The sequence below is a fragment of the Pseudomonas sp. C5pp genome, assembly GCF_000814065.1.
GTDB classification, from domain to species: Bacteria; Pseudomonadota; Gammaproteobacteria; order Pseudomonadales; family Pseudomonadaceae; genus Aquipseudomonas; species Aquipseudomonas asiatica.
The window spans coordinates 1-22,782 of sequence record NZ_JWLN01000017.1 but is presented as its reverse complement, the minus strand read 5'-3'; the positions used below and the strand labels follow the sequence as shown (position 1 = coordinate 22,782).

General features: G+C 55.9%; 26 protein-coding genes and 1 pseudogene. 15 read left to right on the top strand and 12 right to left on the bottom strand.

The features are described 5' to 3' along the window. Positions 1-73 precede the first annotated feature (73 nt). From RR51_RS30510 to RR51_RS15450, 3 genes are all read right to left on the bottom strand, one after another. Positions 74-379 (bottom strand): hypothetical protein, encoded by a 306-nt coding sequence (locus tag RR51_RS30510; RefSeq protein WP_016486936.1) that lies wholly within the window; start codon positions 377-379, stop codon positions 74-76. Further along, positions 376-1,230: a hypothetical protein gene (locus RR51_RS15455; protein WP_081259065.1), complete on the bottom strand. Its 855-nt coding sequence runs from the start codon at positions 1,228-1,230 to the stop codon at positions 376-378. Before RR51_RS15455 ends, RR51_RS30510 begins: the two co-directional genes overlap by 4 nt. Before the next feature lie 81 nt (positions 1,231-1,311). Continuing rightward, positions 1,312-1,596 (bottom strand): hypothetical protein, encoded by a 285-nt coding sequence (locus RR51_RS15450; protein ID WP_054903738.1) that lies wholly within the window; start codon positions 1,594-1,596, stop codon positions 1,312-1,314. A 689-nt stretch (positions 1,597-2,285) separates the two neighbouring features. Between RR51_RS15450 and RR51_RS15445 the strand changes: the two genes are divergently transcribed. After that, positions 2,286-2,777: a hypothetical protein gene (locus RR51_RS15445; protein ID WP_177328660.1), complete on the top strand. Its 492-nt coding sequence runs from the start codon at positions 2,286-2,288 to the stop codon at positions 2,775-2,777. A 50-nt stretch (positions 2,778-2,827) separates the two neighbouring features. On the opposite strand, the gene RR51_RS15440 is transcribed toward RR51_RS15445, so the two are convergent. Further along, positions 2,828-3,886, bottom strand: a complete 1,059-nt coding sequence (locus RR51_RS15440; protein ID WP_023662265.1) for a tyrosine-type recombinase/integrase — start codon at positions 3,884-3,886, stop codon at positions 2,828-2,830. Between the two features lie 256 nt (positions 3,887-4,142). Between RR51_RS15440 and RR51_RS15435 the strand changes: the two genes are divergently transcribed. Beyond that, the gene (locus RR51_RS15435) at positions 4,143-5,003 is read left to right on the top strand and encodes a hypothetical protein (RefSeq protein ID WP_031325020.1); all 861 of its coding nucleotides are present in this window, start codon (positions 4,143-4,145) and stop codon (positions 5,001-5,003) included. 96 nt (positions 5,004-5,099) lie between these two features. Here RR51_RS15435 and RR51_RS15430 read toward each other — a convergent pair whose 3' ends face one another. Continuing rightward, positions 5,100-5,759 (bottom strand): hypothetical protein, encoded by a 660-nt coding sequence (locus tag RR51_RS15430; RefSeq protein ID WP_023662267.1) that lies wholly within the window; start codon positions 5,757-5,759, stop codon positions 5,100-5,102. 354 nt (positions 5,760-6,113) lie between these two features. Here RR51_RS15430 and RR51_RS15425 point away from each other — a divergent pair, with 354 nt between their 5' ends. Next, positions 6,114-6,995: a FitA-like ribbon-helix-helix domain-containing protein gene (locus RR51_RS15425; protein ID WP_023662268.1), complete on the top strand. Its 882-nt coding sequence runs from the start codon at positions 6,114-6,116 to the stop codon at positions 6,993-6,995. A 177-nt stretch (positions 6,996-7,172) separates the two neighbouring features. On the opposite strand, the gene RR51_RS15420 is transcribed toward RR51_RS15425, so the two are convergent. Then, positions 7,173-7,658, bottom strand: a complete 486-nt coding sequence (locus RR51_RS15420) for a hypothetical protein (RefSeq protein WP_023662269.1) — start codon at positions 7,656-7,658, stop codon at positions 7,173-7,175. Between the two features lie 126 nt (positions 7,659-7,784). Between RR51_RS15420 and RR51_RS31055 the strand changes: the two genes are divergently transcribed. After that, positions 7,785-7,940 carry a hypothetical protein gene (locus RR51_RS31055; RefSeq protein ID WP_161795746.1) on the top strand — a complete coding sequence of 52 codons (156 nt, stop codon included), beginning with the start codon at positions 7,785-7,787 and terminating at the stop codon, positions 7,938-7,940. Between the two features lie 68 nt (positions 7,941-8,008). After that, a pseudogene (locus tag RR51_RS15415) lies at positions 8,009-9,325 on the top strand (DUF4158 domain-containing protein); the annotation flags it as partial. A gap of 297 nt (positions 9,326-9,622) precedes the next feature. On the opposite strand, the gene RR51_RS15410 reads toward RR51_RS15415, so the two are convergent. Then, entirely contained in the window at positions 9,623-10,279 is a 657-nt protein-coding gene (locus RR51_RS15410) for a hypothetical protein (RefSeq protein WP_039614006.1), read from the bottom strand. 390 nt (positions 10,280-10,669) lie between these two features. Here RR51_RS15410 and RR51_RS15400 point away from each other — a divergent pair, with 390 nt between their 5' ends. Both RR51_RS15400 and RR51_RS15395 read left to right on the top strand, forming a co-directional pair. Next, complete coding sequence (locus RR51_RS15400) at positions 10,670-11,290, top strand: LysE family translocator (protein WP_014819627.1); 621 nt, start codon at positions 10,670-10,672, stop codon at positions 11,288-11,290. Positions 11,291-11,340: 50 nt separating this feature from the next. After that, positions 11,341-12,630 carry an ISL3-like element ISPst9 family transposase gene (locus RR51_RS15395; protein ID WP_033939138.1) on the top strand — a complete coding sequence of 430 codons (1,290 nt, stop codon included), beginning with the start codon at positions 11,341-11,343 and terminating at the stop codon, positions 12,628-12,630. On the opposite strand, the gene RR51_RS31405 is transcribed toward RR51_RS15395, so the two are convergent. Together RR51_RS31405 and RR51_RS15385 are read right to left on the bottom strand one after the other, a co-directional pair. Beyond that, positions 12,599-13,066: a VOC family protein gene (locus RR51_RS31405; protein ID WP_052261070.1), complete on the bottom strand. Its 468-nt coding sequence runs from the start codon at positions 13,064-13,066 to the stop codon at positions 12,599-12,601. The two genes, RR51_RS15395 and RR51_RS31405, sit on opposite strands and share 32 nt — an antisense overlap. 135 nt (positions 13,067-13,201) lie before the next feature. After that, a complete protein-coding gene (locus RR51_RS15385) occupies positions 13,202-13,480 on the bottom strand; it encodes a winged helix-turn-helix transcriptional regulator (RefSeq protein WP_025828124.1) in 279 nt (92 codons plus the stop codon). Positions 13,481-13,679: 199 nt separating this feature from the next. Here RR51_RS15385 and RR51_RS15380 point away from each other — a divergent pair, with 199 nt between their 5' ends. Both RR51_RS15380 and gstA read left to right on the top strand, forming a co-directional pair. Beyond that, a complete protein-coding gene (locus tag RR51_RS15380; protein ID WP_025828123.1) occupies positions 13,680-14,738 on the top strand; it encodes an NAD(P)H-dependent flavin oxidoreductase in 1,059 nt (352 codons plus the stop codon). A 47-nt stretch (positions 14,739-14,785) separates the two neighbouring features. After that, entirely contained in the window at positions 14,786-15,394 is a 609-nt protein-coding gene (gene gstA / locus RR51_RS15375) for a glutathione transferase GstA (RefSeq protein WP_017516422.1), read from the top strand. A gap of 291 nt (positions 15,395-15,685) precedes the next feature. Here gstA and RR51_RS15370 read toward each other — a convergent pair whose 3' ends face one another. Then, positions 15,686-16,768, bottom strand: coding sequence for a zinc-dependent alcohol dehydrogenase family protein (locus RR51_RS15370; RefSeq protein ID WP_052261069.1), 1,083 nt, complete (start codon positions 16,766-16,768; stop codon positions 15,686-15,688). A gap of 130 nt (positions 16,769-16,898) precedes the next feature. Here RR51_RS15370 and RR51_RS15365 point away from each other — a divergent pair, with 130 nt between their 5' ends. Then, the gene (locus tag RR51_RS15365) at positions 16,899-17,822 is read left to right on the top strand and encodes a LysR family transcriptional regulator (protein ID WP_017516420.1); all 924 of its coding nucleotides are present in this window, start codon (positions 16,899-16,901) and stop codon (positions 17,820-17,822) included. Between the two features lie 24 nt (positions 17,823-17,846). Here RR51_RS15365 and RR51_RS15360 read toward each other — a convergent pair whose 3' ends face one another. Further along, positions 17,847-18,776, bottom strand: a complete 930-nt coding sequence (locus RR51_RS15360) for a LysR family transcriptional regulator (protein WP_017516419.1) — start codon at positions 18,774-18,776, stop codon at positions 17,847-17,849. A 101-nt stretch (positions 18,777-18,877) separates the two neighbouring features. Here RR51_RS15360 and RR51_RS15355 point away from each other — a divergent pair, with 101 nt between their 5' ends. From RR51_RS15355 to RR51_RS29325, 5 genes are all read left to right on the top strand, one after another. Further along, the gene (locus RR51_RS15355; protein WP_017516418.1) at positions 18,878-19,489 is read left to right on the top strand and encodes a glutathione S-transferase family protein; all 612 of its coding nucleotides are present in this window, start codon (positions 18,878-18,880) and stop codon (positions 19,487-19,489) included. A gap of 21 nt (positions 19,490-19,510) precedes the next feature. Then, the gene (locus RR51_RS15350) at positions 19,511-20,215 is read left to right on the top strand and encodes an SDR family NAD(P)-dependent oxidoreductase (protein WP_017516417.1); all 705 of its coding nucleotides are present in this window, start codon (positions 19,511-19,513) and stop codon (positions 20,213-20,215) included. 10 nt (positions 20,216-20,225) lie between these two features. Then, positions 20,226-20,906 (top strand): cupin domain-containing protein, encoded by a 681-nt coding sequence (locus tag RR51_RS15345; RefSeq protein WP_081596628.1) that lies wholly within the window; start codon positions 20,226-20,228, stop codon positions 20,904-20,906. An 85-nt stretch (positions 20,907-20,991) separates the two neighbouring features. Next, positions 20,992-21,387, top strand: a complete 396-nt coding sequence (locus tag RR51_RS15340; protein WP_017516415.1) for an MAPEG family protein — start codon at positions 20,992-20,994, stop codon at positions 21,385-21,387. A 138-nt stretch (positions 21,388-21,525) separates the two neighbouring features. Then, positions 21,526-22,476 carry a LysR family transcriptional regulator gene (locus RR51_RS29325; RefSeq protein WP_161795745.1) on the top strand — a complete coding sequence of 317 codons (951 nt, stop codon included), beginning with the start codon at positions 21,526-21,528 and terminating at the stop codon, positions 22,474-22,476. On the opposite strand, the gene RR51_RS15335 is transcribed toward RR51_RS29325, so the two are convergent. Then, positions 22,430-22,675, bottom strand: coding sequence for a DUF2274 domain-containing protein (locus RR51_RS15335; RefSeq protein WP_017516414.1), 246 nt, complete (start codon positions 22,673-22,675; stop codon positions 22,430-22,432). The genes RR51_RS29325 and RR51_RS15335 overlap by 47 nt on opposite strands. Between the last annotated feature and the right edge of the window lie 107 nt (positions 22,676-22,782).

The window sequence follows — 22,782 nt, the reverse complement described above, 5'->3', positions numbered from 1 at the left end:
CAAACGGCTCGACAGATTTACGAATCAGATTATGGGCAGCTCCATCAGCGTCTATGAGTGCAAGGGCGCCATTTCACTCACCTTGACCGGAGCCGCCGTCTTCAGCAGGTTGATGCTGTACCGTCATTGGGAGCAGTACCGCCAGCAGCTTCCACACTATGATTGTTACTGCCACGCCAACCACGAGACCAAGGCTAGCTCGCACCAACAGTGTCCAGTCGTTGGGCCCATTCAAGAGTTCACCAGGCGCCAGCAGGGACGAAATACCCAGCAGCTCATTGAGCTCTGTCGGGTACACGAAGATGCTGCAGACTAGCACTGCCCAAAATCCGACTTCGCCGGCCGTCTTTCGCGCACGCGAATATGTTGAACTGGTCATGGTGACACCTTGCTCTGCCCTGCCTCGGCTTCGAATTCGGTAAGCGCCTTGGCGTACATATCAGGATGCTGTTTGTCGAAGGCCGGCATATGCTCGGTTTCAACCCACTGACCGCGGACCTCGCCTTTAGCGAGCCACGGTCTCTTACTACCTGACGGCTGGGTCCACGCGCTGACGCCAATGCCGAATGACGCGATTTGTTTGGCGGTAATGAACCCTTGCTTGCGCATGAGGACCACTACTTTCAGTGCCGATTCTTTCCAGGGCGTGAGCCGCAAAGGTGATGGAACCCCTGCTGGCAGGTTTGTAACAATGGAGGGTACTCGGCAGCGCTCTGCAGGCGACCAGTCGAACATGCGTTCATCAGAGGCAGCACTGCGTTCTGCGTAGAAGAGCCGATGATCAAGTCCGAACGTGTGCACATAGCCCTGCGCTGTCCATGATTCATAAGGGCAGAGTACTTTGACACCAAGCCGACGGAGCATCTTGGCTATGCCGGCACTGGCATCGGTAATTTTGCTGACGATGACCAGGCGATGATCTGGCCCCGGGCTTTCCCAAAAGTCGTCCCCGTGATTGGGCAGGATCTGGTCGGCGACTTTGGCATTCAGCGAAAGCTTCGCCTCGACGCCAATTTGACGGCCATCGTCGTGCACCACCAGCACATCGAACCCCGCTGCTTCGGGGTAACACGTCCACCCCGGGATCTGGTTGAACTCTTTGATGAACACCTCGCAGAGCGTCGACTCTTTGCTGATGGTTGGAGGCTTTTCCCGGCTGATGGGCTGCATGCTGAGCTCGGCATGCCCCCGACGCTGCTGCTGTTGCTGGGAGAGTATGGTGGCCATCATTGTCCCTCTTGGATGGATGCAGGTGTCGGCCACCTGCGAGGTCCGGAATGCGAGTTCGGTGGTTATGAGAGCCTGGTGAGCTCAATCAGCGAGCGTTGCTCGGAAGCCTGGCCAGATGTACCGGCACACCAAGACTTGAAGCGCCTTGGCCAGTGCGAGCATGGCTACGCTACACGCAACACCAGCCCAACTTTTGGCTTGCTCCGGCGCAGGCGGCCATATCTGATGGGTAAACCACTCAGCCAACACCAGAGCTGCAATGGCCACCAGCAGCACCAGGATTGTTTTTGACTTGCCTATCCGGATTCGGAACCCTCTGGTACAGAAAAAGGCCAGGAAGAAAGCTGCGGTTCCCCAGTCGCTCATTAGAGCTGCGCCGGCGGGGCCGCCGACCAACATACCCAACACGGTGCTGATGAGGTGATAACCGGCAATGAATGCCGCGAGTGCCGTGTAAGGGCTCCCCCCCCTGAGGTTCGGAGATCTGATCGGAGTAGAACAGCTTCATGATTTGACCCTTGCTGGAGAAACAACGATTGATGGTTATCGGTGAGGTCAGGTCGTACCGACTCACCATTTAACGCGTATCTATACGTTGAATGATTTTGAATGCTCGATTTGCGTTTGTCTATTCCGATACTACCAGTATCTTTAGGGCCGTGATGGGTGCGTATCAGGTGAGCCTTGTGGTGGTAATCTCCCGAAATGCATGGCTTTCCACCCACTGAACGCTGCGCCGGAGAAATTTATAGTTTCGTGTTGCAATGGCGCAATGTTCCGTGTTTAATAGGCCCCATGTAGGCGATCAAGCCTCAACCGACCCAATCTCCTGAAAGGCTGGGAAAATCAACCGAAAGGTTGAACTTGCGACCACAAGGCCCGCTACTTCGTAGTGGGCCTTGTGGTTTCTGGCGTTCGTGTATCGGGCGCGTCTCTCCCGCCGGGCCTGAGTGCTATAACATGAATGCATACGGCGCTTGTATTTTAAATGCTATCCTGTGCGGGTTGGTCATGCGGCCGACCATTAGTCCCCTTTAGGAGCACAGGATATGAGCATGAGCGAGAAGCAAGTCAGGGCGGAGGTCAACGGTGTCGGGGTGGGTTCTCTCTCGATGGAGAAGTACCAAGAGATGCGAAACCGCGTGCGGCGAGATCCTCGGACGTACGTCAAAGCCCTTATCGTTGTGATGAGCGCTTTGACTCGAACCCTGCGGGGAGCTGTTGCAGCCCTGCCAGCGGCCGTTTTGGGCGTGGTGCTGCTTGCGGTCTTGTTGGAGCCCGAAGCATTCACCAGTACCCTCGCAGCATTGCAGACTACTAGCCCTGCCGACATCACCGCGGCGCTGACCAGAATCATTGAGCTGGCGCGGTACGTGCTTGCTCCCCTGATCGGCCTCGTCGCATTGGTCTCGGCCTTCCGTGAAGTGCGGGATGCCTACCATGAGGATATTTGCCGCGAAGTCCGCATCGCCTTGAATGCGTCAGCCGTTGGCCACGTGTGCCTCAGCGTGTGCGACGTGGAGGCCGAGGCCCCTCAGTCCGCGTAAGCGTCTGCTGCCCTTTGGGCGGAGGTGATCACGCCTCTGCCTAGCCCCCCTTACTCCCCTTGTTCTGTGCCTTTGGTGGTCTGCCGCCACAGCTTCCAGGACTCATAAAGCCTCTCGGCCGACACGGGCTGTGCAAAGCCCATCCACTCCGCCACCAGGGCTGGCGTTTCCCCTCTTTCGAACAGCTCAGCCGCAAAGGTATTACGCAGGGTCTGTGGGCTCGCTCGGTGCTCAGGATCGCGAATGGCCTTCACCCCGGACTCGACGATCACGGCCTCGGTGATGCGGTTCACCGTCGACGGGTTGATCGCGGTGATTGTCCGACCGTTCTTGATCACTGGCGTGATGTCGCTGGGAAACACCAGGTCACCTTCGGTACCAGCCTGCAGGCGGATGTGCAGCCAGGTGGCCAGGGCCCGGGCGGCATAGTCGAATGGCTTGGTCCGGTGCTCAAACTTCGAATCCGCATAGGAAAGGGTGATCCACGGGGCGGCCTGTGGGGTGATGCAATTAACAGTCAGGCCAACAATGTCCTGCACCTTGAGACCAGCCCCGACACATAGGCCCACCATGGCCCGGTCCCGCGCCTCGCGCCAGCGGCCCCGGTCGTTTTGCGCCGTCAACGGCGCCACCAGGAGATTGGCAAGCAACTCAGCCTCCTGGGGCCGCAGAAAGCTCGTGGGGAGGTTGCCGTCAACATCCTTCCATTTGACCCCTTCAGCCCTCAATGCCTGCGCCGCGGGGTTCAGGAAGCCTGGCGCTTCCCTTTCCTTGAAGAGGTCGGCCAATACGCGCTGGATGAGCTTACGGTAGCGGTCGCGTTGCGGCCTATTGTTCACTCGCTTTTCGTTCTTCTCGATCTCCGGGGTTAGGCTATCGAGGAAGTCTGAAACATCGCTTGCATCCACTTCGTCTAATTTAATGCTTTTTTGCTCAATCCAGTCGACGAATCGGCCCCATTGCGCTCGGTACACCTCCGCGGATGACACTCGGATGCGGGCAGAGGTGCCCCTGCCCGCCTGCTGGCTGATCCAGTGGTCAAATGTCTCCTTGGGCCGTTCATTCCAAGAAGGATTGTCAGGTTTGAAGAGGTCTTCAGTAGCGCTCATGGGCGACTCCGGTGGTACAGGATGGACGGGAGCTAGGTCGGCCTGCTTTGACTGTTAATTGCATGTCCGTGGAGTGTAGTGGAGAACATTTGTACTCGTCTGGTTTTTTCACTGCCAGAATAGGGTCAAGCGCCGGCGCCGGGAGTGCGGGCCGAGATTGACCGGCGGCGTAAAGCGCACAGAACAAGGGAGGGGGGGGTATTCGTGCGTGTTTCACATCCCTGATGGCAAGTTCAACTACTTTCAGGGATCCACCATGACCAACGCGCTGCTCTCCGGCTTCATTGATTTGCTGAAAACTGCCTCCCACGTGCAGCTGATGCTGCCTGGGCTCACCACGCTTTCCACTGCGGAGATTGAAGAAACTGATTCAAGCATTACTCAGGTTCGCCTGCTGTGGGGACAGAACTGCGAGACCCTGTTGTCGCCAGCCGTAATCGCGGCCGGTCAATGGGACGGTGATACGTTCAACTGCTCCGATAACTACGGTCGGCCTGTGAAACTGCAGATGCTGGCAATGACAACGCTCAAGCCCGCGGCCGCTACGTCCAGCGAGCTCGACCGCTTGTTGCGCGATGTGCTGGTCGAAGGCCTCAGCCGACAAAAGTCGGAAGGCACGCCCATGCGCAATGCGCTGCAGGTCGCTGTCTGGGAAGGTGCAAGTTCGGTGCGGCGGTTGTTGTTCCCGCAGATGCTGGAAACGCTGTCCCATCTCCAGGACGTTGTCCTCAATGCGATAGCACAGGGGGCCTGGGACTGGGACCTGATGCCGCAACTGCGTAATCAAGTAACAGCTGCACTCGCGGCCGATTACGGTACCGAGGTCACTTGGAGCCCGGATAACGTATACGATCACCTCGATAGCGGTGAGATCCTGGATTACTTCTCGGATCTCCGGAAACGCACAGATAACCTTGACGACGAATCTGAGCTTGTGTGGCGAGTCCTGGTCTTGGCGGTCAACCTGCTGGAGAAAAAACAGCTCCATGAGCTGCTCCAGGGGCTACGCCGGCGACTGGAGAACACTAACGACGACATGCGGGAGCTGTGCCCGTTGCCGATCGACGACTTGCTGCGACTGATCGCAGACCCTGAGGCTGCTGCCAAGAGGGCTTAACGCTCCGCCCTGCCCCGACCACGTGTCGGGGCTTTTCATTGGGAAAAAGAAAACCGCCAGCCCGTAGGCCAGCGGTGGGTGGAGCGTTGAGTGGGGCTATGCCGATTGCAGCACATAGCGTTTCTGCGGGATAAGCACGGTCTCTTCGACGACGTTCAGGCTCAGCAGGCTGATGAAGGTTGCTCGAACATTGTCACAGGCACGATCGAATGCCTCGACAACCTCAACACGGCTCGCCAGCTGGTCCAGGGACCATTCTTGGAAGTCCTCTTCCTGGTCCAAAGATTGGCCAGAGACTCGAAGAGTTCTAGGTGGGTGCCGGAAGTTGTGGCGACCGGCTTCTCCCTCAGCGCCGCAACGGCCGCAGCGATTATTACCCTCGGTACAGGCTTGGTAATTGCGCTGGGAGCAGCTTCGGCAATAGGAGTGGTAGCCGGTGGATTCCCATTGGCTCTTCACGAGCACCAGGTAACCATTCGATCGACCGTTGCTACTGATGGTGTATTCCCCGTTCATTTCGACGACGAAGTCCTCGATCACCAACCGCAGTTCGTCCCAGAAGTCGACGTTGAGTAGCTCATAGGCTTTCTCCGCCAGCTCTGGATCCAAGCCGAGGGCATGGAACTTCACGCAGTGAGCGTAGCTTGTGGAGCGATTCCAATGGTTCATGGTGTCGTAGCGATAGTGGCCAGCCAAGAAGCTGATCATCGCTTGCCGATCGGTGCGGTCAACTGCTGCTTTTTGGAAATGTTGCATGGGGGAATCTCCTGTTGGCTGTATGACCGGAGATGTGCAACACAGGGCAGTAAACCTGAGGCAGGCGCATTGAGGGTAATGGGACTGGGCTTCCCCAACCCCGGACCACAACGGCATTTGCCGCAGGGTTACCCATGCCACCTTGATAAGCCCTCAATACGGTGCAAGAGAGGTTCGAGAAGGTGGCCAGCGGATGTGGTTGGGCAGGATACCCCCCTTTTCCAGGCCTGGCAGCCCCACGAAAATCAAATTACATCAAAAAGCCCTCTTTTTGACCGCATTTTTTGTGTATAAATGACGCCATAATGACGTCGTTATGGCGTCAGTGTAGGGTTTCATTAGGAGGCGTTGGTTATGGCTAGAGTCGGAATCCGGGATTTGCCGGACCACATTTACGAAGCAATTTGTGAGTCAGCTGAGAAAAACAACCGCTCGATCGAGGGGGAGGTTCGAGCAATTCTGCAAACCTACGTCTCTACCTTGGAGCCTGAGCCTGCACCGAACCAGACCCTCCGGCAGATCTGGCAGAAAGGTGTAGGTGATCGCCTGGACCTGCTGTTTGCACATTTGCGCAAGGACCAGGTCTTCTTCCCTGGCCACGCTCCCACACTGGCTGGTATCGCCCGCCTGATTGGTGAGGAAACCCCTGCTCACCTGCTGGATTGCCTTGATGGGATTGCTTCTCCATCTTTCGACATGCTCGATCGCGTAATAGCTTGGTCGAGCGGCTCACAGGACTGGTTGGAGAGTGGTGTGGGGCCGATGTTTCCAGCGAAAAACATTGGCAGCGAGTACAGCGAGTTTTTCCTGTACGAAAGGGACAGCAAAGAGGTCACCTTCCACCTGTTGCGCGTCTGTGGAGGACGATTGGATGGAATGATTTTGTGCGTCCGGCACGATCGAGCCAAACAGGCCTATGCCACTGGCTTCATCTACGAGCACTTCAACCTGAAGCGCGGTATGGGCGCTGGAGGACATGGCAATCTGCATCGGTTCATCCGGTTTTTGAAGACGAACTGCGGGGACCGTATCCTAAAGGCTTATCGGTATGAAGAGCCTGAGAAGAGCACCGAACCAGGCGCACATCACCCTCAGTATTATCTTCGTTTGGCAAGCGAAGCGGACTGGCTGCAAAAGTTGTTTGCAGGTGAAGATCCAGCAGACTGGCTGGAAGGGAACAGATCGGCCTGGAAAGAGATTGCCGAGTTATCGTTCGGCAACGGCAAGGTTGACTGATGACAACGATTTCTTGCCTGAATGCCCGTCGTGGTGGCTGATTTTGGGCATACCGCAGCATCGCCAAGATAGCGGCGCGAATTCAGTGGTGTCGCGTAGATGTGAAAGCCTACCCGCTCGGAGCTCATTGTGCAGACGAAAAAAACCCGGCAGCGCCGGGTTCGTAGGGTTGACTGCTTACGCTTGCGGCGCCAGCAGAGACTCAAGGTATTTACGATCGCTGGCGACCATCGCATCGACGCCCTGCGAGATGACCGTAGAGAGCGCCTTGCCGGCGATCAGCTGTGAGTTTGCATTACCGTTGAGTTGCTCCTGTGAGCAGCGCTCAAAAGCTTGCAGAATCGACCGGATATTGCTCAACGACAACCGGCCAACGATGGCAGCCAACACCACGGCAACCAGAGAGCCGGTTGCGGCTACCGGTTGAACGACTGCAGGCGCTGCCTCTACTGGTTGAGCCGTGCCTCCTTGGTGAAGCGGGCCGCCACCCCGGGCCGCCTCTGTCATTGCGGACAGGTGGAGCGTGACCATGTGTAAGAGATCGTTATAGCTGTCCCCATCAGGGGATACTTCCTTGTCGTTGAGTTCCTGGTCATACGCATAGACGTCGCTCAGGAGTTTTTCCACTGCTTGCAGAGAGATCTTGGAATCGTTCGGGCACATGAGGGCTCACCAAATGTTGGTTGTTAACTGACCCCAGGAGATGCTGCACACGCCCCTACAAATTCCTTTCTACATGCTTGTGGTGCATCTCCTTGCATCATGAAAAGCCTTTCAAGGAGAGACCCCATGCAATTTCAACCAGCGTTCGAGCAAATGCGTGCCATCGTTGAGGCGGATGACTGCCTTCTTCAGTCATACAAGGGGTTATGCCGAGATAAGGCAAAAATTAGGACATTCGTTCTGCAAGATATTGAACTAAAAGGAAATTTATTGAGTTCTTGATTGCTGGTCATCCCCCGCCTGACTAGCCGTCTATGCTGATGTTTTGCCTTACTTGGGGGATGAACTCAATGGCTTCGGTGGAAAGGACAGCCTACCCGCTCTTGCCCAGTCAGTTGCCAGCTAAGGAGCTGCATCGATGCTATTCCCTGTCTGATTCAGAGATCGAATGGGTCAATAACACCGCTAAGAGTCCAGCGCTATCGATTGGGCTGGCAATCCAACTAAAGGTGTTTCAGCAGCTACACTATTTTGTTCCGTTCGAGGAGCTTCCTCAGGAGCTCATCAGTCATGTCCGACAATGCCTTCGCTACGGCGCACGAATAGCTCCGCGCTACAGCAACCCCCGCACCCTTTACCGACACCAAGCGGCGGTTCGGCAGTACCTGCAGGTTACACCCTTCTATAGCAGCGACGGGCTAGCGATCACTGAGGAAATCGCACGTGACTGCGCTGTAGTGCTTGAGCAGCGAGTCGATCTCATTAATGCCATGCTTGATGAGCTGATTCAGCGTGGCTATGAGCTTCCGGCTTATTCGACGCTCAACAACATCGCAGAAACCGCTTTGGCGAGTGCTCAGGAAGTTACCTTCAACCTGATCGTGCTCCGAGCGCCAATCGAGGTGATCTACAAGCTAAAGGAGCTGCTCGACACGGATTTCGGGCGTCGGCAGAGTGACTTCAACGCACTCAAGCAGGCACCCAAGAAGCCTTCCCGCAAGCACCTGGAGGTGTTGATCGACCACCTGGCGTGGTTAGAGAGCTTCGGAGATCTGGATGCCATTCTTGAGGGGGTCATCGATGCTAAGATCCGCCACTTCGCCACCCAAGCCGCCGCGTCGGACGTCGCCGAGCTGAAGGACTGCTCGCTGCCGAAACGCTACACACTGATGCTGGCCTTGATCTATCGGATGCGGGTGCGAACTCGGGATCACCTGGCCGAGATGTTCATCCGACGGATTTCGACGATCCACAAACGCGCCAAGGAGGAGTTGGAGCAAATCCAGGCGCGGCAACGCCAGAAGCTGGAGCAACTGGCGGCCACCCTGGATGGCGTGGTGCAGATTCTTGTTCAGGAACCGGATGACCAGGAGGCTGGCAGTCTGATCCGGGAATTCCTCTCTCCCGATGGCAACCTGGATCGGTTGCGCGAGACTTGCGCCGAAGTCCAGGCTACGGGCGGTAACAACTACCTGCCGCTGATCTGGAAGCACTTCAAGTCCCATCGCTCGCTGTTGTTCCGTCTGAGCCACCTTCTTCAACTGGAACCCACGACTCAGGATCGCTCACTTATCCAGGCGCTTCAGCTCATCCAGGACAGCGAAAATCTACACCGCGAGTGGATCGACGAGCATGTCGACTTGTCGTTGGGGGTTGGGGAGCAATGGAACTGAAAACCAACGTAAGCCGAATTAGAGTTCGTTTTACTCGTCAGCGACTGCGAATTAACGAACTTTGATTCGTGAGAAAGGTTTATTGCACTGATTTTCGGGTGTTGGTGACCTTTCCTCGCGATAGCGGAAACGGTTTCATAAAACGGTGGTTTTATCGTACTCCCCAGACAGAGCGCTGGTTTGCGGGCAGGTACTGGGCTTAAGTGCGTTTACTGTTCCATTGCTCCCCGAACCCCAATCATGGCCCGCCTTCAGGCTCAGCCTGAATTGCTGTGAGAAGGTTTGCTGTGGCTACCTGCCGGCCGGCTTCTTCTTGACCGGCAATCTCTCTACGTTGGCCGAGTGCTCAATCGCTATTTGACGATGGACAAACTCCAGGAATTCTTGCGCCGTCCGGTGTTTTGGCTTCCAGCTTTCACACAAGCTAAGTGCGGCCGCGATGTCCGCCTTTGGACTCCCACTCTGCCGATAGTCGAGGGTTTCAGATAATCCGCGCACGATGTCTGTATGAGCGTAATCGACGTAGCCACCCAGTGCCTTTTCCTTGAGCGCTCGCTGTAGTCGCTCCTGATACTGACTTGTCATGGTTGGGACATCATAGAAATCCAGGATGAATTTCTCCTGGTGAAGCGCCATCGCCAGCGTTGTAATCCGTATTGCGTCCTCCGCCGTTGCCTGGGGCCTCCGGAATGCAGCTCTAACCTCGGCGTCAATCAGGGCCTTGCGAGCTTTAAGCCGAGCCTCCCTCTGCTTCTCCTCCCGGCGCTTGATCTCTTTGGCGTGCTCAACACGAATATTGATCGAGCGGACGATCTCCCCGGCCTTTCGGATGGCGTCAGCCTCCTCCGGCTCGAGGAGTTTATGCAGTGGGCCTCCCAACAATTTCTGGGTATGCGGATTTAATGGTTGATATGTGAAGTAGAAAGCGGAAGGGAAAACTAAATCCACAACGGACTAAATGGTTGATAGCTAACCGTGCCGGTCTTTCCAGATCCCCTTCCCTATAGCCATATGTAGGGAACACTTGAAAACTAGGCATATCTGTCTTGACAATAGCCCCGGTACAAGAAGCGGGTGTCGTTGTGCTCAGCCAGCCTTTCTTCGCCAAAAGCAATATTGCCACGAAGAGTGGTAGCCTACGGGCTCAGTACCTCCCCAGTTGGGTCATCGCCCGGCTAGAAGGTATTGAGGCGGCTCGGGGTGCATTGCACCATGTCGCGCCGGTCGGCAAGATGGAAGACTACATTGAGCGGATGTTGCGTAATGTCACGCCCTACTTGAACGAGGTGCACTGACCATGCATATCCAACCTACTCCCTTGAGGTCACAACAAAGCTAATGATCGATCTACTTGTTTTCCTCCCGGCATGTTTCGCACTGAACCTGGCGTTCGGCCCCAATAACCTCGTTGCGATGACACACGGTGCGCAAAAGGGCGTAGGGTTTTCCTTTATGGCAAGCACAGCACGGCTTGCCGTCTTCGTGCCCATGATTGCTGCTAGCGCGCTTGGTTTAGGGATGCTTTTGTCTGCTTCGGCGTTGGTCTTCAACGTGATCAAGATCGTTGGTGCCGCCTATCTGGTCTGGATGGGCATCAAGCTCCTCAGAACAACATCTGGCTCGACTAACCTAAACGCAGATGCAATGAAACCTTCGCTTCGTAAGGCATTCCGTAGTGAGGCGCTGATCGCCATCAGTAACCCCAAAGCAATCCTCATTTTCGCGGCATTCTTCCCGCAATTCGTGGATATAACGAATTACTGGCTGAGCTATGCAACTCTTGGGACGGTTTTTATCGCGCTAGAGGCCGTTGCAATAGCGATATATGCGTCAGCAGGGCGTTTTGCAGCAGCTTTCGCAGCAAACAAGCTGCACTGGTTTCAACGCGCCTCAGGTGGAGGAATGATTGCTTTCGGCATCCTGCTTCTTCTTAGTCGCCAACCTTCGCGTGTTGCCTAGGTTCTTAAGAACGCTTTAGCCAGTTGCTAGTCGTCTTAAGAGAATAACGTATGACCGAAATGCCCGACAACATCCTGCACCTGCCCTCATACCAGGTGCTGGGCTGCAAAGCCACCGACGATGAAATGCACTTCCAGGTAGACGCGCCCGATCCCATTGCTTGCGAGGAATGCGGGGTGCAGGGTGAGTTCGTGCGTTTCGGCAAGCGTGATGTTCCCTATCATGATCTGCCCATCCACGGCAAGCGGGTCACCCTCTGGGTGCTCCGCCGCCGGTACATCTGTCGGGCCTGCGAGGCTACCTTCAGGCCCCAGCTACCGGAGGTGGTGGACGGCTTCCGCATGACACTGCGGCTACATGAATACGTAGAGAAGGAGTCCTTTAACCACCCCTACACTTTCGTGGCGCAGCAAACCGGATTGGACGAGAAGACGGTACGGGACATCTTCAACGCCCGCGCCGCGTTCTTAGGCCGCTGGCACCGCTTCGAAACGCCTCGCATTCTGGGCATCGACGAGCTGTACCTGAACAAGCGCTACCGCTGCATCCTGACCAACATTGAGGAGAAGACCCTGCTCGATCTGCTGGCCACTCGCCGTCAGGACGTCGTGACTAACTACCTGATGAAGCTGAAAGACCGGCAGAAGATCGATATCGTCAGCATGGACATGTGGAATCCATATCGAACGGCGGTCAGGGCGGTGCTGCCACAGGCCCGCATCGTGGTCGATAAATTCCATGTGGTGCGCATGGCCAACGATGCTCTGGAGAAGGTGCGCAAGGGGCTCCGGAAAGAGCTGAAACCAGCCCAGATCCGAACCCTCAAGGGAGACCGGAAAATCCTGCTGAAGCGCGCTCACGAAGTCTCAGACCGGGAGCGGCTGATCATGGAAACCTGGACAGGCGCATTCCCGCAACTGCTGGCTGCCTACGAGCACAAGGAGCGCTTCTACAGCATCTGGGACGCCACCACACGACCCCAGGCAGAAGCCGCCCTGGACGAGTGGATATCCACCATCCCGAAGGGCCAGAAAGAAGTCTGGAGCGATCTGTTTAGGGCGGTGGGCAACTGGCGCGAAGAGATCATGACCTACTTCGAGACGGACATACCTGTCACCAACGCTTTCACGGAGTCCATCAACCGACTGGCCAAGGACAAGAACCGTGAAGGACGAGGTTATTCCTTTGAGGTGATGCGGGCGCGAATGCTCTACACCACGAAGCACAAGAAGAAGGCCCCGACTGCGAAGGTCTCTCCGTTCTACAAGAAAACCATCGGTTACGGACTGCCAGACCTCGCAGAGGAGCTCAACTACGGGGTCGATCTATCAACCATCTGAGGGTAGCATCAGGTTGGTGAGGGGAAGGTGCCCCATCAACCATTAAATCCGCATACCCCAATTCCTCCGCGCAGGCATCGACCATCTTGGGCGCGACCCGAAACGCTAGCTGAACGGAACCAACACCAGGTGCAGGCACCGTCTCGGGAAAGAGGCCACCCGCTGGTTCGCTCGTCAGAACAAGGATATTGCTGCCAACCTTGAACTCGACCCATCCATCTCCTGCAGCCTGGCGAAACTCAAGCTGCATGATTTCTTCGTAGAATTTTCGCATCGCGGTCATGTCGCGGGTATAGATAATGGTGTAATCCAAAGCGCGGATTTGGTTGAGTGCGGATACGGTCTTACTCTGGGAAAATGCTTTCGTCGGATTAGCCAAGATTGCCGAACCAACAGCGGCCATTGCGATGCTCTGACGGCGGGTTAATGGAGTCATAGATCATCCTCTGTGTCTTCTTGGGTCTGTGATACCCGTCGCGTCCTGAGAGGCCCCCAAGTTTCGACTGGCCTATGAACCCTTTGCGGTGATGCGGGCTTGATGCGCGATACCAGACCGACTCCATGGCGTTGATCAAGCTCGTTCTTTCAGCATTTTCCCAACCGTAACGATCGCATCGATTGCAGGAACGAGTTGCTGACCTAGATCGGTTAGGCTGTATTCCACCGTGGGTGGAGAGGTCGCCACGACCGTTCGGTCGACAACCCCCTTTGATTCAAGCTCTTTCAGGCGTGCGCTCAGAACTTTGGCTGATACCGGCGTAATGTCTTCTTTTAGCTCGGAAAATCGGCGCGCGCCTCCGCTGAGGTACCAGATGATGTTGGGGGTCCACGCACCTCCAATAAGCCTCATACACTCGTTCAAAGGGCAGTCGGGATCGTGGGCCGGAGACCTATTTTTTCGTCGCTTCAAAACTGTCAAAGCACGTCCTTTCCGTGGTTACCATCTGGAAACTTCAAAATAAGAGTAACCTGAGGAAAGCTAATTACAAGATGTAACGTTGGACCTATCTAGTCTGCATCTGGTGCGTAACTCGGATGGAGGCAAACTCATGCAAAGCACGCAAACCCTGGATCTGCTGAAGATCAAACATCCTATAATTCAAGGCCCTTTTGGTGGCGGGCTTTCGACCGTGGAGCTGGTTTCCACCGTTTCTAACCTCGGCGGCTTGGGGTCATTTGGTGTGCATTATCTGGAAGCCGAAGGCATTCTGGGTGTCGCTTCTGAAATCCGGGAGAAGACCAGCAACCCTTTCGCGCTGAACCTTTGGGTGTCTGATCACGATCCAGAGGCACGGGATTACTCCACTGATGCCTACGATCGGGCTTGGCGCCTATTTGAACCGCTTTATCGTGAGCTCAACCTTCCCAAACCAGAGCAACCGCCGCGGTTCCACCCCAGCTTTGAGGAGCAGGTGGAGGCAATCCTTGAAGCACAACCGGATGTGTTCAGCTTCGTCTTTGGAATACCGCCAGCCCGCGTGTTGGCAGATTGCAAGGCCCGGGGCATCACAACAGTGGGGGCCGCAACAACATTAGCCGAGGCGCAAGCGCTCGAAGCTGCAAATGTCGATGTGATCCTCGCCACAGGGTTCGAAGCGGGCGGGCACAGGCCGTCCTTTCTGGACCGGGCCGAGGACAGCTTGATGGGCACCATGCCGCTTACCCGTGTTATCTCAGAGATGTGTTCAAAACCGGTCATTGCGGCGGGTGGGATTGTGGATGCCGGGGGCATCGAGGCGGCGTTGTCCCTCGGTGCGGGGGCCGCGCAATTGGGCACGGCGTTCCTGGCCTGCGCGGAATCCGGCACGGTGGATCAACATCGGGCGGCACTGTATTCGGATCGCTCTGCCAGTTCAGAACTGACACGTGCCTATACCGGGCGACTTGCCAGGGGCATGTCCAACCGTCTGATCAAAGACATGCAGGCCGTGGCAGCTCAGCTCCCGCCGTTTCCAGTCCAGGCATGGTTCGTGGCGCCGCTGCGCGCAGCAAGCATCGCTGCAGGGGGTGATGAGTTCCTCTCGCTCTATGCAAATCAGGCCGCACCGCTTCTGAAGCACAGGAAGACCGCCGATCTGATGGCCGACCTGATCGTCGGCATCGCGTGAGGCCGTTCCCAGCTCAGTTCAACCCCTCTGAAATCATGGAGCCTAAAATGAAACTCTACTATTCCCCCGGTGCGTGTTCATTGTCCCCGCACATCATCCTGCGCGAGGTGGGCGCGAAATTTGAACTCGATCTCGTCGATCTTCAGACCAAGAAAACTCAATCCGGCGACGATTACCTCGGTATCTGCTTAAAAGGCTATGTTCCAGCGCTGGCGTTGGATACCGGCGATGTCATTACCGAAGGTGTGGCTATCATTCAGTACATTGCAGACGGCGTTCCAGAAGCCGATTTGGTCCCTCCGTCCGGAAGCATTGAACGGGCCAAGCTGCAAGGCGTTCTGAATTTCATTAGTGCCGAGCTTCACAAGTCCTTTTCACCTTTGTTCTCAGCGACAGCCTCCGAAGAACAAATCCAGGCGGCTCCTGCCAAGGTGGGCAAATGTTTCGACTATATCGAAGCGCGGTTTTCAGATAGCCGCACACACATCATGGGAGATACATATACGATTGCGGACGCCTATTTGTTCGTTGTGGCGCGGTGGGCGGGTTTTAAGGATATCAGCTTGGATGCCTGGCCTAAGTTACAGGCCTATCTGCAACGGATCGGAGATCGACCGGCCGTGAAGGCCGCAATTGAGGCCGAGACGTCCGGCTAGCGTAAAGCGGAGGCGGCTCAGCGTATGAGGCCTGGTGCGCGTTCGATCATGTGTTGATGGAATACGCTGATGTGTTTGCGCTGAGCCGCCGCACCCTTCTGGAGAATTCACTTGTCGGTGGGGTCGGAGCCGATCAATTTAGAAGAGAGCGGTAATCGCGGGAGAGAGTCAGCGGTTGCCTTGGAAGGGACCGTCAGCCGCACAAACCACTGGCTCCGCGGACTTAACGCTGTACTGCGTTTGCAACGGTTTACTGATTGCAACACTGCGTCAGTGTTCTGAGAGAGCTGACTAACTGTGAAGCACGTCTTCGTCGAGCGTTTGCGATTTGGCTTCGCGCCAGTCGCTGACCCGGACGGTGATTTTTCCAAATGGGCCGTGTTTGAGATGTGCGAATGCGTCTTGCACATCTTCAAAAGCGTATTCCTTATCGACTACCGGATGGATGTCATTGCGCTGAACAAAGCTGATCAATCGCTCAAGCGCGCGTCGATGTCCGACCGAGACTCCTTGCAGTCTTATTCTGCGCAGCATGAACGGAATCGCACTGATCTGCGCATCCATCCCGCCGAGGAAGCCGACAAGCGATATCTGGCCCTGTGGCGCAGCTGCTGTCAAAGATCGGGCAAGGTTATCGCCGCCGATCAATTCCAGAATGTGATCGACACCGGCACCGTCGGTCAGTTCGATAACTTCTTCGGGCCAGTTTGGGTGGGTACTCGTATTTATACCAGCCCAAGCACCGAGCTTGAGCGTCTGGGTGAGTTTGTTCTCACTTCGCGAAGTAACGATTACGCGTGCGCCGATCGCTTGCGCAATCTGCAATCCGGCAAGTGCAACGCCCCCTGTGCCCTGGACGAGAACGGTTTGACCCTCTCGGACATTGCCGGTTTCGGCGAAAGCGAACCATGCTGTCAGTGCTGCTACAGGGAGCGTGGAGGCCTCCGCATCCGTCAAATCACTTGGTACTTTGACAGCTGCCGCTTCCGGAATGACGATGTATTCAGCAAGCCCACCAGGCAGAGGTCCGCCCAAAGACAAACCATGGGTGAGCATCGACCGCGGCGGTTGACCGTCAATCCATTCGGTCCAGAAGTTACCAATCACCCGGTCTCCAGGCTCGACGCTTGAGACGTTGTGCCCAACGTCAACGACCGCACCACAAAAGTCCGAGACAGGAATGAATGGCATGTTAGGCCGTTCCGGCAAAAGTGCCCCATCGACCACCAATTTGTCGCGATAATTCAGCGAGACTGTTCGTACACGTATCAGAACTTCCGTCGCAGATGGAATCGGTCTGTGTGTTTCAACCATTTCGAGGTTGCTTAGGCCGAATTCCCTGAGCGCCCACGCCCTCATCGTTTTCTGTTTCATGAAATCTGCACCTCACGATTGCAGGTGATCTGTTGTCGATCACGTGACATCTGGGCACAGCCTATTGTATATTTCATATAGTTAGTTGGGAATTCTTATCCTATCATTTGCGAAAAAGGATCGTGAATTTATGCGTCTCCTCCCGTCTATCAGCGTCGAAGGCATTTCTGCGTTCGTCTACACGGTAGAGATGGGCAGTTTCACTGCAGCATCACAGGCCTTGGGCCTTTCAAAGTCTGCGGCAGCAAAGAGCGTGGCTCGGCTTGAAGAACGCCTGGGTGTACAGCTTTTGCTGCGCACGACGCGTTCGATCACGCTTACGGATGAGGGCAAAGTCTTTTTTCTGAAGAGCAAGGAGATTCTTGAAAACATTGAAGCTGCAGAGACGTCGATGAGTTTGCGGCGCAGGGAAGTGACGGGCGTTTTGAGAGTAAGCTTGCCCGTTTCTTTCGGGCGACTATGGGCTGCTCCAGCGCTTTTGGAGCTTACGACTCAATATCCGAGTTTGGTTCTCAACTTGTCTTTCACGGATCGTTTTGTCGATCTGGTTGAGGAAGGCTTCGACCTTTCTGTGCGGATCGGCGCGTCAGATGACAGCGCCACTATTCTCACCAGAATGCTGGCGGAGCAGACGTCGATCCTGTGTGCAGCGCCAGCCTACATCGCGCGTCACGGGACACCCGACAAGCTGGAGGATCTCGCTTCGCACCGATGTATCTTCTTTGAGCATGGTGGGCGCCTTCTCCCTTGGCATCTCGTTACTGAGGACGGTGACATGGTCGAGCAGTCATACGCTGGATGTTTGACAGTCAATCACGGTGAGGCTCTTCTGGATGCCGCCTTGGCAGGGCATGGCATTGCGCGGCTATCTACTTGGCTTGCCGGTGAACACTTGCGATCAGGCGCTCTTGTTCCAGTGTTGTCTTTTTCGGACATGGTAGACCGGAGCATCAACCTATTGTGGCCGCGACGACGTGACCATGCACCCAAAATCCGGGTCGCGATTGATGCACTGGTCGCGCGTTTCGCATCACCCGTTCCTTGGGGTAGATGACCGCGCCCCAAGGCTGGTTGAACGTCAAGCAGCGGCTGCACCGCGCACGAGGCTTGGCGCGCGTTCGATCAGGTGCTGATGGAACGCGCTGATGTGTTTGGGATAGGTCGCTGCACGGTTCCAAAGTGCGTCAATGCGGATCAAGGCTGGATGCTGTGGCGCCAGCATGACCCGACAAGTCTTATCCCGAAACTCCCTCGAAATGCGGGAGCCCGGCAGAATGGTGGACCCGATGCCCAAATCGGCCCATTCCTGCATGACGTGATAGCTCATCGTGTGCCCGGAATACTCCTTCAACTGAAGATCCGCGCTGGAGAAAAGGGATCGCGTTGCATTGGCCAGACCGCATCCGTCATAGGATAGAATGAACGTGTCATCTGCGATCTGTGAAAGTAGGACGGCACCCTCATCAACCTGGGTCATGGCAGACGACCGGGCTGGAAGATATCGCAGCTCTTCTGTGTAAATCTCGGTGCTGAAAGTGCTGCGCGCCGTGGGCTCATGCGGCAGAAACGGGCAGAGCATCACATCAATCTGCCCCTTTTCCAGACGGGCATCCAGATCATCCAGAAAGCACTCCTTAAAGAAGACATCGACATCGGGAAATTCTGTTCGATATGGAGCAATTACCTGTGTCAGGAGGCGCATGTCGATCAGCGGTGACAATCCAATACGAAGCAATTGATGTTGTGGATCGAAGAAGGCTTTTGCCCGGGCCTGCAACTCTCCTTGCGACTGAAGCACTGCATCGATCAGCGGTAAGACGTCTTTGCCAAAGGCGGTCAGGTTCACTTTGCGGGTTGTGCGATCGAACAGGGCTCCGCCGAGTTCTTCTTCTAACTGCGCAATCCCATTGGAAAGGGTTGGCTGGGTGACATGGCATCGTTCAGCCGCCTTGGTGAACGAAGCTTCGGCCGCAGTCGCTGAGGCATATCGGAGCTGGTTGAGGTTCATTTATAGCCACCAACTATTGGTCATATTCTGAGATGCAATTTCTCTATCAATAGCCTGACCGCTACAGTCCATGCAACCCTAGTCTAAATTTGAGGTCTGCCATGAAACTCTATGACTGCACTGGTGCAGTGAACCCACGTCGCATCAGAATTTTCCTTGCTGAGAAGGGGATCGATATCGACTGCGCTCAGGTCGATGTCTTCAAGGGCGAGCAGTACAGTGAGGGCTTCACCAAGCTCAATCCGCTCAAAGCCGTACCCTGCCTCGAGCTCGACGACGGCGCGGTCATCTCTGAGGCTGTTGCGATTGCCCGTTACTTCGAGGCTACGCAGCCTGAGCCGTCTTTGCTTGGCAAAACACCGAAGGACCAGGCTTTGGTCGCGATGTGGCAACGGCGGGTCGAAGAAGGCCTGGTCGGGGCGGCCACGACCTTTTTCCATCACGCCACTGACGGTTTGGGCGAGGCGGATCGCTATCGCAATAAAGAATGGGGCGAGGCGAACAAACCGCGCGTTGAAGAGACCATGCGCTGGTTAGACCAAGAGCTGGAGGGACGGGACTTCGTCGCTGGCGACACGTTCAGCTTTGCCGACATTACGGCGCTCTGCGGTGTCGATTTTGCGGGTCTGTTTGGCATTTCGATCCCGGCTGACTGCACGCATCTCGCGGCGTGGCACGCGCGCGTCTCTGAACGTCCGACCGCCAAGGCCTGAAACTGATCAAGGAGAAATAACATGAACGATTCACAACAAAAGAAATCTGCGATCATTGCCGGTATGGCGCCGGGCTTTGGAGCAGCGATTGCAAAGACGCTGATCGCGGATGGCTACAACGTGTACGGCCTATCCCGGAAAAGCAGCCTTGAGGGAGAAGACCTCGGCGCGTCTTACACCCACCTGCCTTACGACTTGAGCGATCAGGCGCGTGTCGAAAAGGCGATTGAGCTGATTGACGGGCAGGATGGCCCTGCAACGGTGCTGATCTACAACGCGATGCAGCTCATCCCGAAACCCTTTCTGGAACTGACACCAGAGGAGTTCCAGGCGTCTTGGGTGTCGACCTGCTTCGGTGCAATGATCACGGCGCGGGCCGTGCTGCCCGGCATGGTTTCTGCAGGTAGCGGCACAGTGATCTTCACCGGCGCAACAGCGGCTCTCAAAGGCAATCCGCGCTTTGCAGCCTTCGCATCAGCGAAGTTCGCGCTGCGTGGCCTGGCACAGTCCCTTGCCCGCGAATTTGGCCCGCAAGGGATCCACGTCGTGCATTCCGTGCTCGATGGCATCATCTGGGGACCCCAAGCCCAGGAACGCTTCAACATCAAGGAAGAAGATTGTCTCGACGCTGACGCGATCGCGACGGCCTATCTGCAGCTGATCAATCAATCCCCCAAAGCCTGGACACATGAATTCGACATGCGCCCTGCGACTGAGAAATTCTGAGGACTTCATCATGACGTACAGTGTACCAGAGAGTGTAAACACTGATCTTTCTCAACCGGCCATCGTTCATTCTGCTGAACAAGAGTGGTCGCCTTCTCCGACAGCCGGGGTTGACCGCCGCTTTCTGGAACGCGACGGGGCCGAAGTTGCCCGGGCAAGCTCGGTGGTCCGCTATGCGCCGGGAAGTGCGTTTCCGGAACACACCCATGACATGGGCGAAGAATATCTGGTGCTTGAAGGAGTGTTTTCTGATGGTGACGGGGATTTCCGCACCGGGTGTTACGTGCGCAACCCTCCGGGCAGCAAGCACGCGCCCTTCACGAAGGATGGATGCACGATTTTTGTGAAGCTGCGCCAGTTCCAAGAAGATGATCGCCAGACCGTCCACAAGCATATTGACGACCTCGCATATGAGCCAACCGGAACGGACGGTCTGACCCGCGCGCAGCTCCATCAGGATGTGTCCGAGACGGTCGTTTCAGAGAGGCTTGCGCCAGGAACCAATTGGGCTGACCGCGGCGATTTTTCCGGCGAAGAGATTTTCGTCATCGAAGGGGAGCTGCTTTACGGCGACACCCTATGCGGCGCGGGCACATGGCTGCGGTTCCCGGCTGGGGCAGAATTGCCCATCCAATCCCCGTCAGGCTGTCGCATCTGGGCCAAACGGGGCCACTTGGGGCATCTCACCTGATCGGCCGGAAAACGCGCCGCCCTGAAATCGGGTTGCTAGAGCGACCCGCATTTCAGGCTGATCTCGTCATCGAAAGGAAACAATAATGACTGAAATCCACTGGATGGCTGCAACTGGCCTCATGACTGCCCTGTTTTGGATGGTCTATGTCTTGAACCGCTTTGCCGTAATCGGGATACCAGCATCGCTGGGAAATCCGAACCCTGAGCATAAGCCCTTGTCGGACTGGGCGCAGCGCGCGACGGCGGCCCATCAAAACGCGATGGAAAACTTTCCGATCTTCGCGGCTCTGGTGTTGGGAGTCGTCGCCCTGAATTTGTCCTCTAGCCTCACGATCACACTCAGCATGCTCTACTTCTTCGCCCGTCTGGCGCACTTTGTCGTCTACACGCTGGGTATTCCGGTCGCTCGGACATTGACCTTCGTCCTTGGGTGGATAGTCCAAGTGGTTCTGGCCATGGTCATCCTCGGGGTCGTTTGATCGTGGCAGCGAAACTCAGAGCGCGCGCCACTCGCTCCGGTGACGTGGCGCATCTCCTAGCTAGAGTCGTCGCGTCCTGTCGCCCTCCCCAGTCGTGCAGCAACGGGGTGGAGTTAGTATTTGTTGCGGGATTGCATCGTGTCTCGACGCCTTAAATTAGGTGCAGGGGAACCGAGTTCTGGCATACCTCTTTGTATATCTGACTTGCAGTGTTTTCTGTCTGTCTGCGAGGCAGGTAGCATTCGTAAAGCGGCAGAGGCTATTGGCGTTGGCCAACCGTCTTTGAGCAGACGCATTCAGAAATTGGAGGAAATGCTTGGGTTGTCGCTCTTTGAAAGGCGTACGACAGGAGTGCGCCTGACGCCTTTTGGATGGCGTTTTATGTCACAATCCCGGATGCTTGTTGCCGGGGTTCAGGACGCTCTAGAATCCGCCTCTATGGCTGGGACTGCTATGACTGGAAAACTGGACGTTGGCATTACAGCCTGCCTTTCCGGCGGACCCGTGCGAAACCTGTTTTCGGCTTTTATCGAAGCCCATTGCGATGTCGCCATTCAGGTGATTGGAGCGTCCAGCAACGAACTCTCCACTCTATTGAACCAACGCCTCGTGGACGCAATCATCACTTCACGTGCGCCAAAGCCAAGTGTCGAAGACAGTGTTTTACTTTCGCGCGAGCGGATGCTTCTTGCGGTCTCGACGGACCACGAATGGTCTGAACGTCATCAAATACTCTGGGAAGAGTTGAATGAGGCTTCTGATGTTCTTTGGGTGACGGAGCCATTTACGGCTTTCGATACACACAGGCTAGGGCACGTTGCGGCTTTCGCAAAATCAGAACTCGTTCACCGAAATCGGCTGAGTCGCGAAGAGATCATGGGTTTGGTCGGTCTGGGGTTGGGCATCACATTTGTCTACGAGCACTGTAGAGGGATTACCTACCCTAATGTCACCTATGTTCCCATTGGGGGTGATGGTGAGCCAACTCCTTTTTCTCTGACATGGCTTCCAGAAAACGATAACCCGGCACTTCGACGATTCATCAGTCTGGCGAAGATCGAAGCAAAGACGAACGGTTCTCTTTCTTGAGCTTAGCGAACCCGCGATCGGTCTTCATGAAACGCTCCAGCATGGGCGCGATGAGCTTGGCCGGTTCGAGTTTGCGCCCGTTCTCAGCCGCAAGAATCTCCGCATAAGCTGTCAGATCCCGATGCACCTGCGCTGGTAGCTCGATCGTCAGCTTGACGGGCTTGTCGTCGCGAATGTCGCCTAGCTTCAACTTGCTCATCGGGCATCTCCTTGCGGTTCGAGGATTAGATCGCGCGTCACCATCACGCGTACCGGAAATCCTGGCCGGATCGTAAGTGTCGGCGGAATCGGGGCGAATAGAGAAAA

Excerpts from the sequence above, each read along its gene's own strand:
- RR51_RS15335 (WP_017516414.1), bottom strand. The coding sequence starts at position 22,675 with ATGAGCAAGTTGAAGCTAGGCGACATTCGCGACGACAAGCCCGTCAAG.
- RR51_RS15435 (WP_031325020.1), top strand. The coding sequence starts at position 4,143 with ATGACCAACGCGCTGCTCTCCGGCTTCATTGATTTGCTGAAAACTGCC.
- RR51_RS15345 (WP_081596628.1), top strand. The coding sequence starts at position 20,226 with ATGACGTACAGTGTACCAGAGAGTGTAAACACTGATCTTTCTCAACCG.
- RR51_RS30510 (WP_016486936.1), bottom strand. The coding sequence starts at position 379 with ATGACCAGTTCAACATATTCGCGTGCGCGAAAGACGGCCGGCGAAGTC.
- RR51_RS15400 (WP_014819627.1), top strand. The coding sequence starts at position 10,670 with ATGATCGATCTACTTGTTTTCCTCCCGGCATGTTTCGCACTGAACCTG.
- RR51_RS15420 (WP_023662269.1), bottom strand. The coding sequence starts at position 7,658 with ATGTGCCCGAACGATTCCAAGATCTCTCTGCAAGCAGTGGAAAAACTC.
- RR51_RS15370 (WP_052261069.1), bottom strand. The coding sequence starts at position 16,768 with ATGAAACAGAAAACGATGAGGGCGTGGGCGCTCAGGGAATTCGGCCTA.
- RR51_RS15380 (WP_025828123.1), top strand. The coding sequence starts at position 13,680 with ATGCAAAGCACGCAAACCCTGGATCTGCTGAAGATCAAACATCCTATA.
- RR51_RS15430 (WP_023662267.1), bottom strand. The coding sequence starts at position 5,759 with ATGCAACATTTCCAAAAAGCAGCAGTTGACCGCACCGATCGGCAAGCG.
- RR51_RS15340 (WP_017516415.1), top strand. The coding sequence starts at position 20,992 with ATGACTGAAATCCACTGGATGGCTGCAACTGGCCTCATGACTGCCCTG.
- RR51_RS15450 (WP_054903738.1), bottom strand. The coding sequence starts at position 1,596 with ATGAGCGACTGGGGAACCGCAGCTTTCTTCCTGGCCTTTTTCTGTACC.
- RR51_RS15445 (WP_177328660.1), top strand. The coding sequence starts at position 2,286 with ATGAGCGAGAAGCAAGTCAGGGCGGAGGTCAACGGTGTCGGGGTGGGT.
- RR51_RS15425 (WP_023662268.1), top strand. The coding sequence starts at position 6,114 with ATGGCTAGAGTCGGAATCCGGGATTTGCCGGACCACATTTACGAAGCA.
- RR51_RS15395 (WP_033939138.1), top strand. The coding sequence starts at position 11,341 with ATGACCGAAATGCCCGACAACATCCTGCACCTGCCCTCATACCAGGTG.
- RR51_RS15350 (WP_017516417.1), top strand. The coding sequence starts at position 19,511 with ATGAACGATTCACAACAAAAGAAATCTGCGATCATTGCCGGTATGGCG.
- RR51_RS15455 (WP_081259065.1), bottom strand. The coding sequence starts at position 1,230 with ATGATGGCCACCATACTCTCCCAGCAACAGCAGCAGCGTCGGGGGCAT.
- RR51_RS31405 (WP_052261070.1), bottom strand. The coding sequence starts at position 13,066 with ATGACTCCATTAACCCGCCGTCAGAGCATCGCAATGGCCGCTGTTGGT.
- gstA (WP_017516422.1), top strand. The coding sequence starts at position 14,786 with ATGAAACTCTACTATTCCCCCGGTGCGTGTTCATTGTCCCCGCACATC.
- RR51_RS15360 (WP_017516419.1), bottom strand. The coding sequence starts at position 18,776 with ATGAACCTCAACCAGCTCCGATATGCCTCAGCGACTGCGGCCGAAGCT.
- RR51_RS15355 (WP_017516418.1), top strand. The coding sequence starts at position 18,878 with ATGAAACTCTATGACTGCACTGGTGCAGTGAACCCACGTCGCATCAGA.
- RR51_RS15440 (WP_023662265.1), bottom strand. The coding sequence starts at position 3,886 with ATGAGCGCTACTGAAGACCTCTTCAAACCTGACAATCCTTCTTGGAAT.
- RR51_RS15365 (WP_017516420.1), top strand. The coding sequence starts at position 16,899 with ATGCGTCTCCTCCCGTCTATCAGCGTCGAAGGCATTTCTGCGTTCGTC.
- RR51_RS31055 (WP_161795746.1), top strand. The coding sequence starts at position 7,785 with ATGCAATTTCAACCAGCGTTCGAGCAAATGCGTGCCATCGTTGAGGCG.
- RR51_RS15385 (WP_025828124.1), bottom strand. The coding sequence starts at position 13,480 with ATGAGGCTTATTGGAGGTGCGTGGACCCCCAACATCATCTGGTACCTC.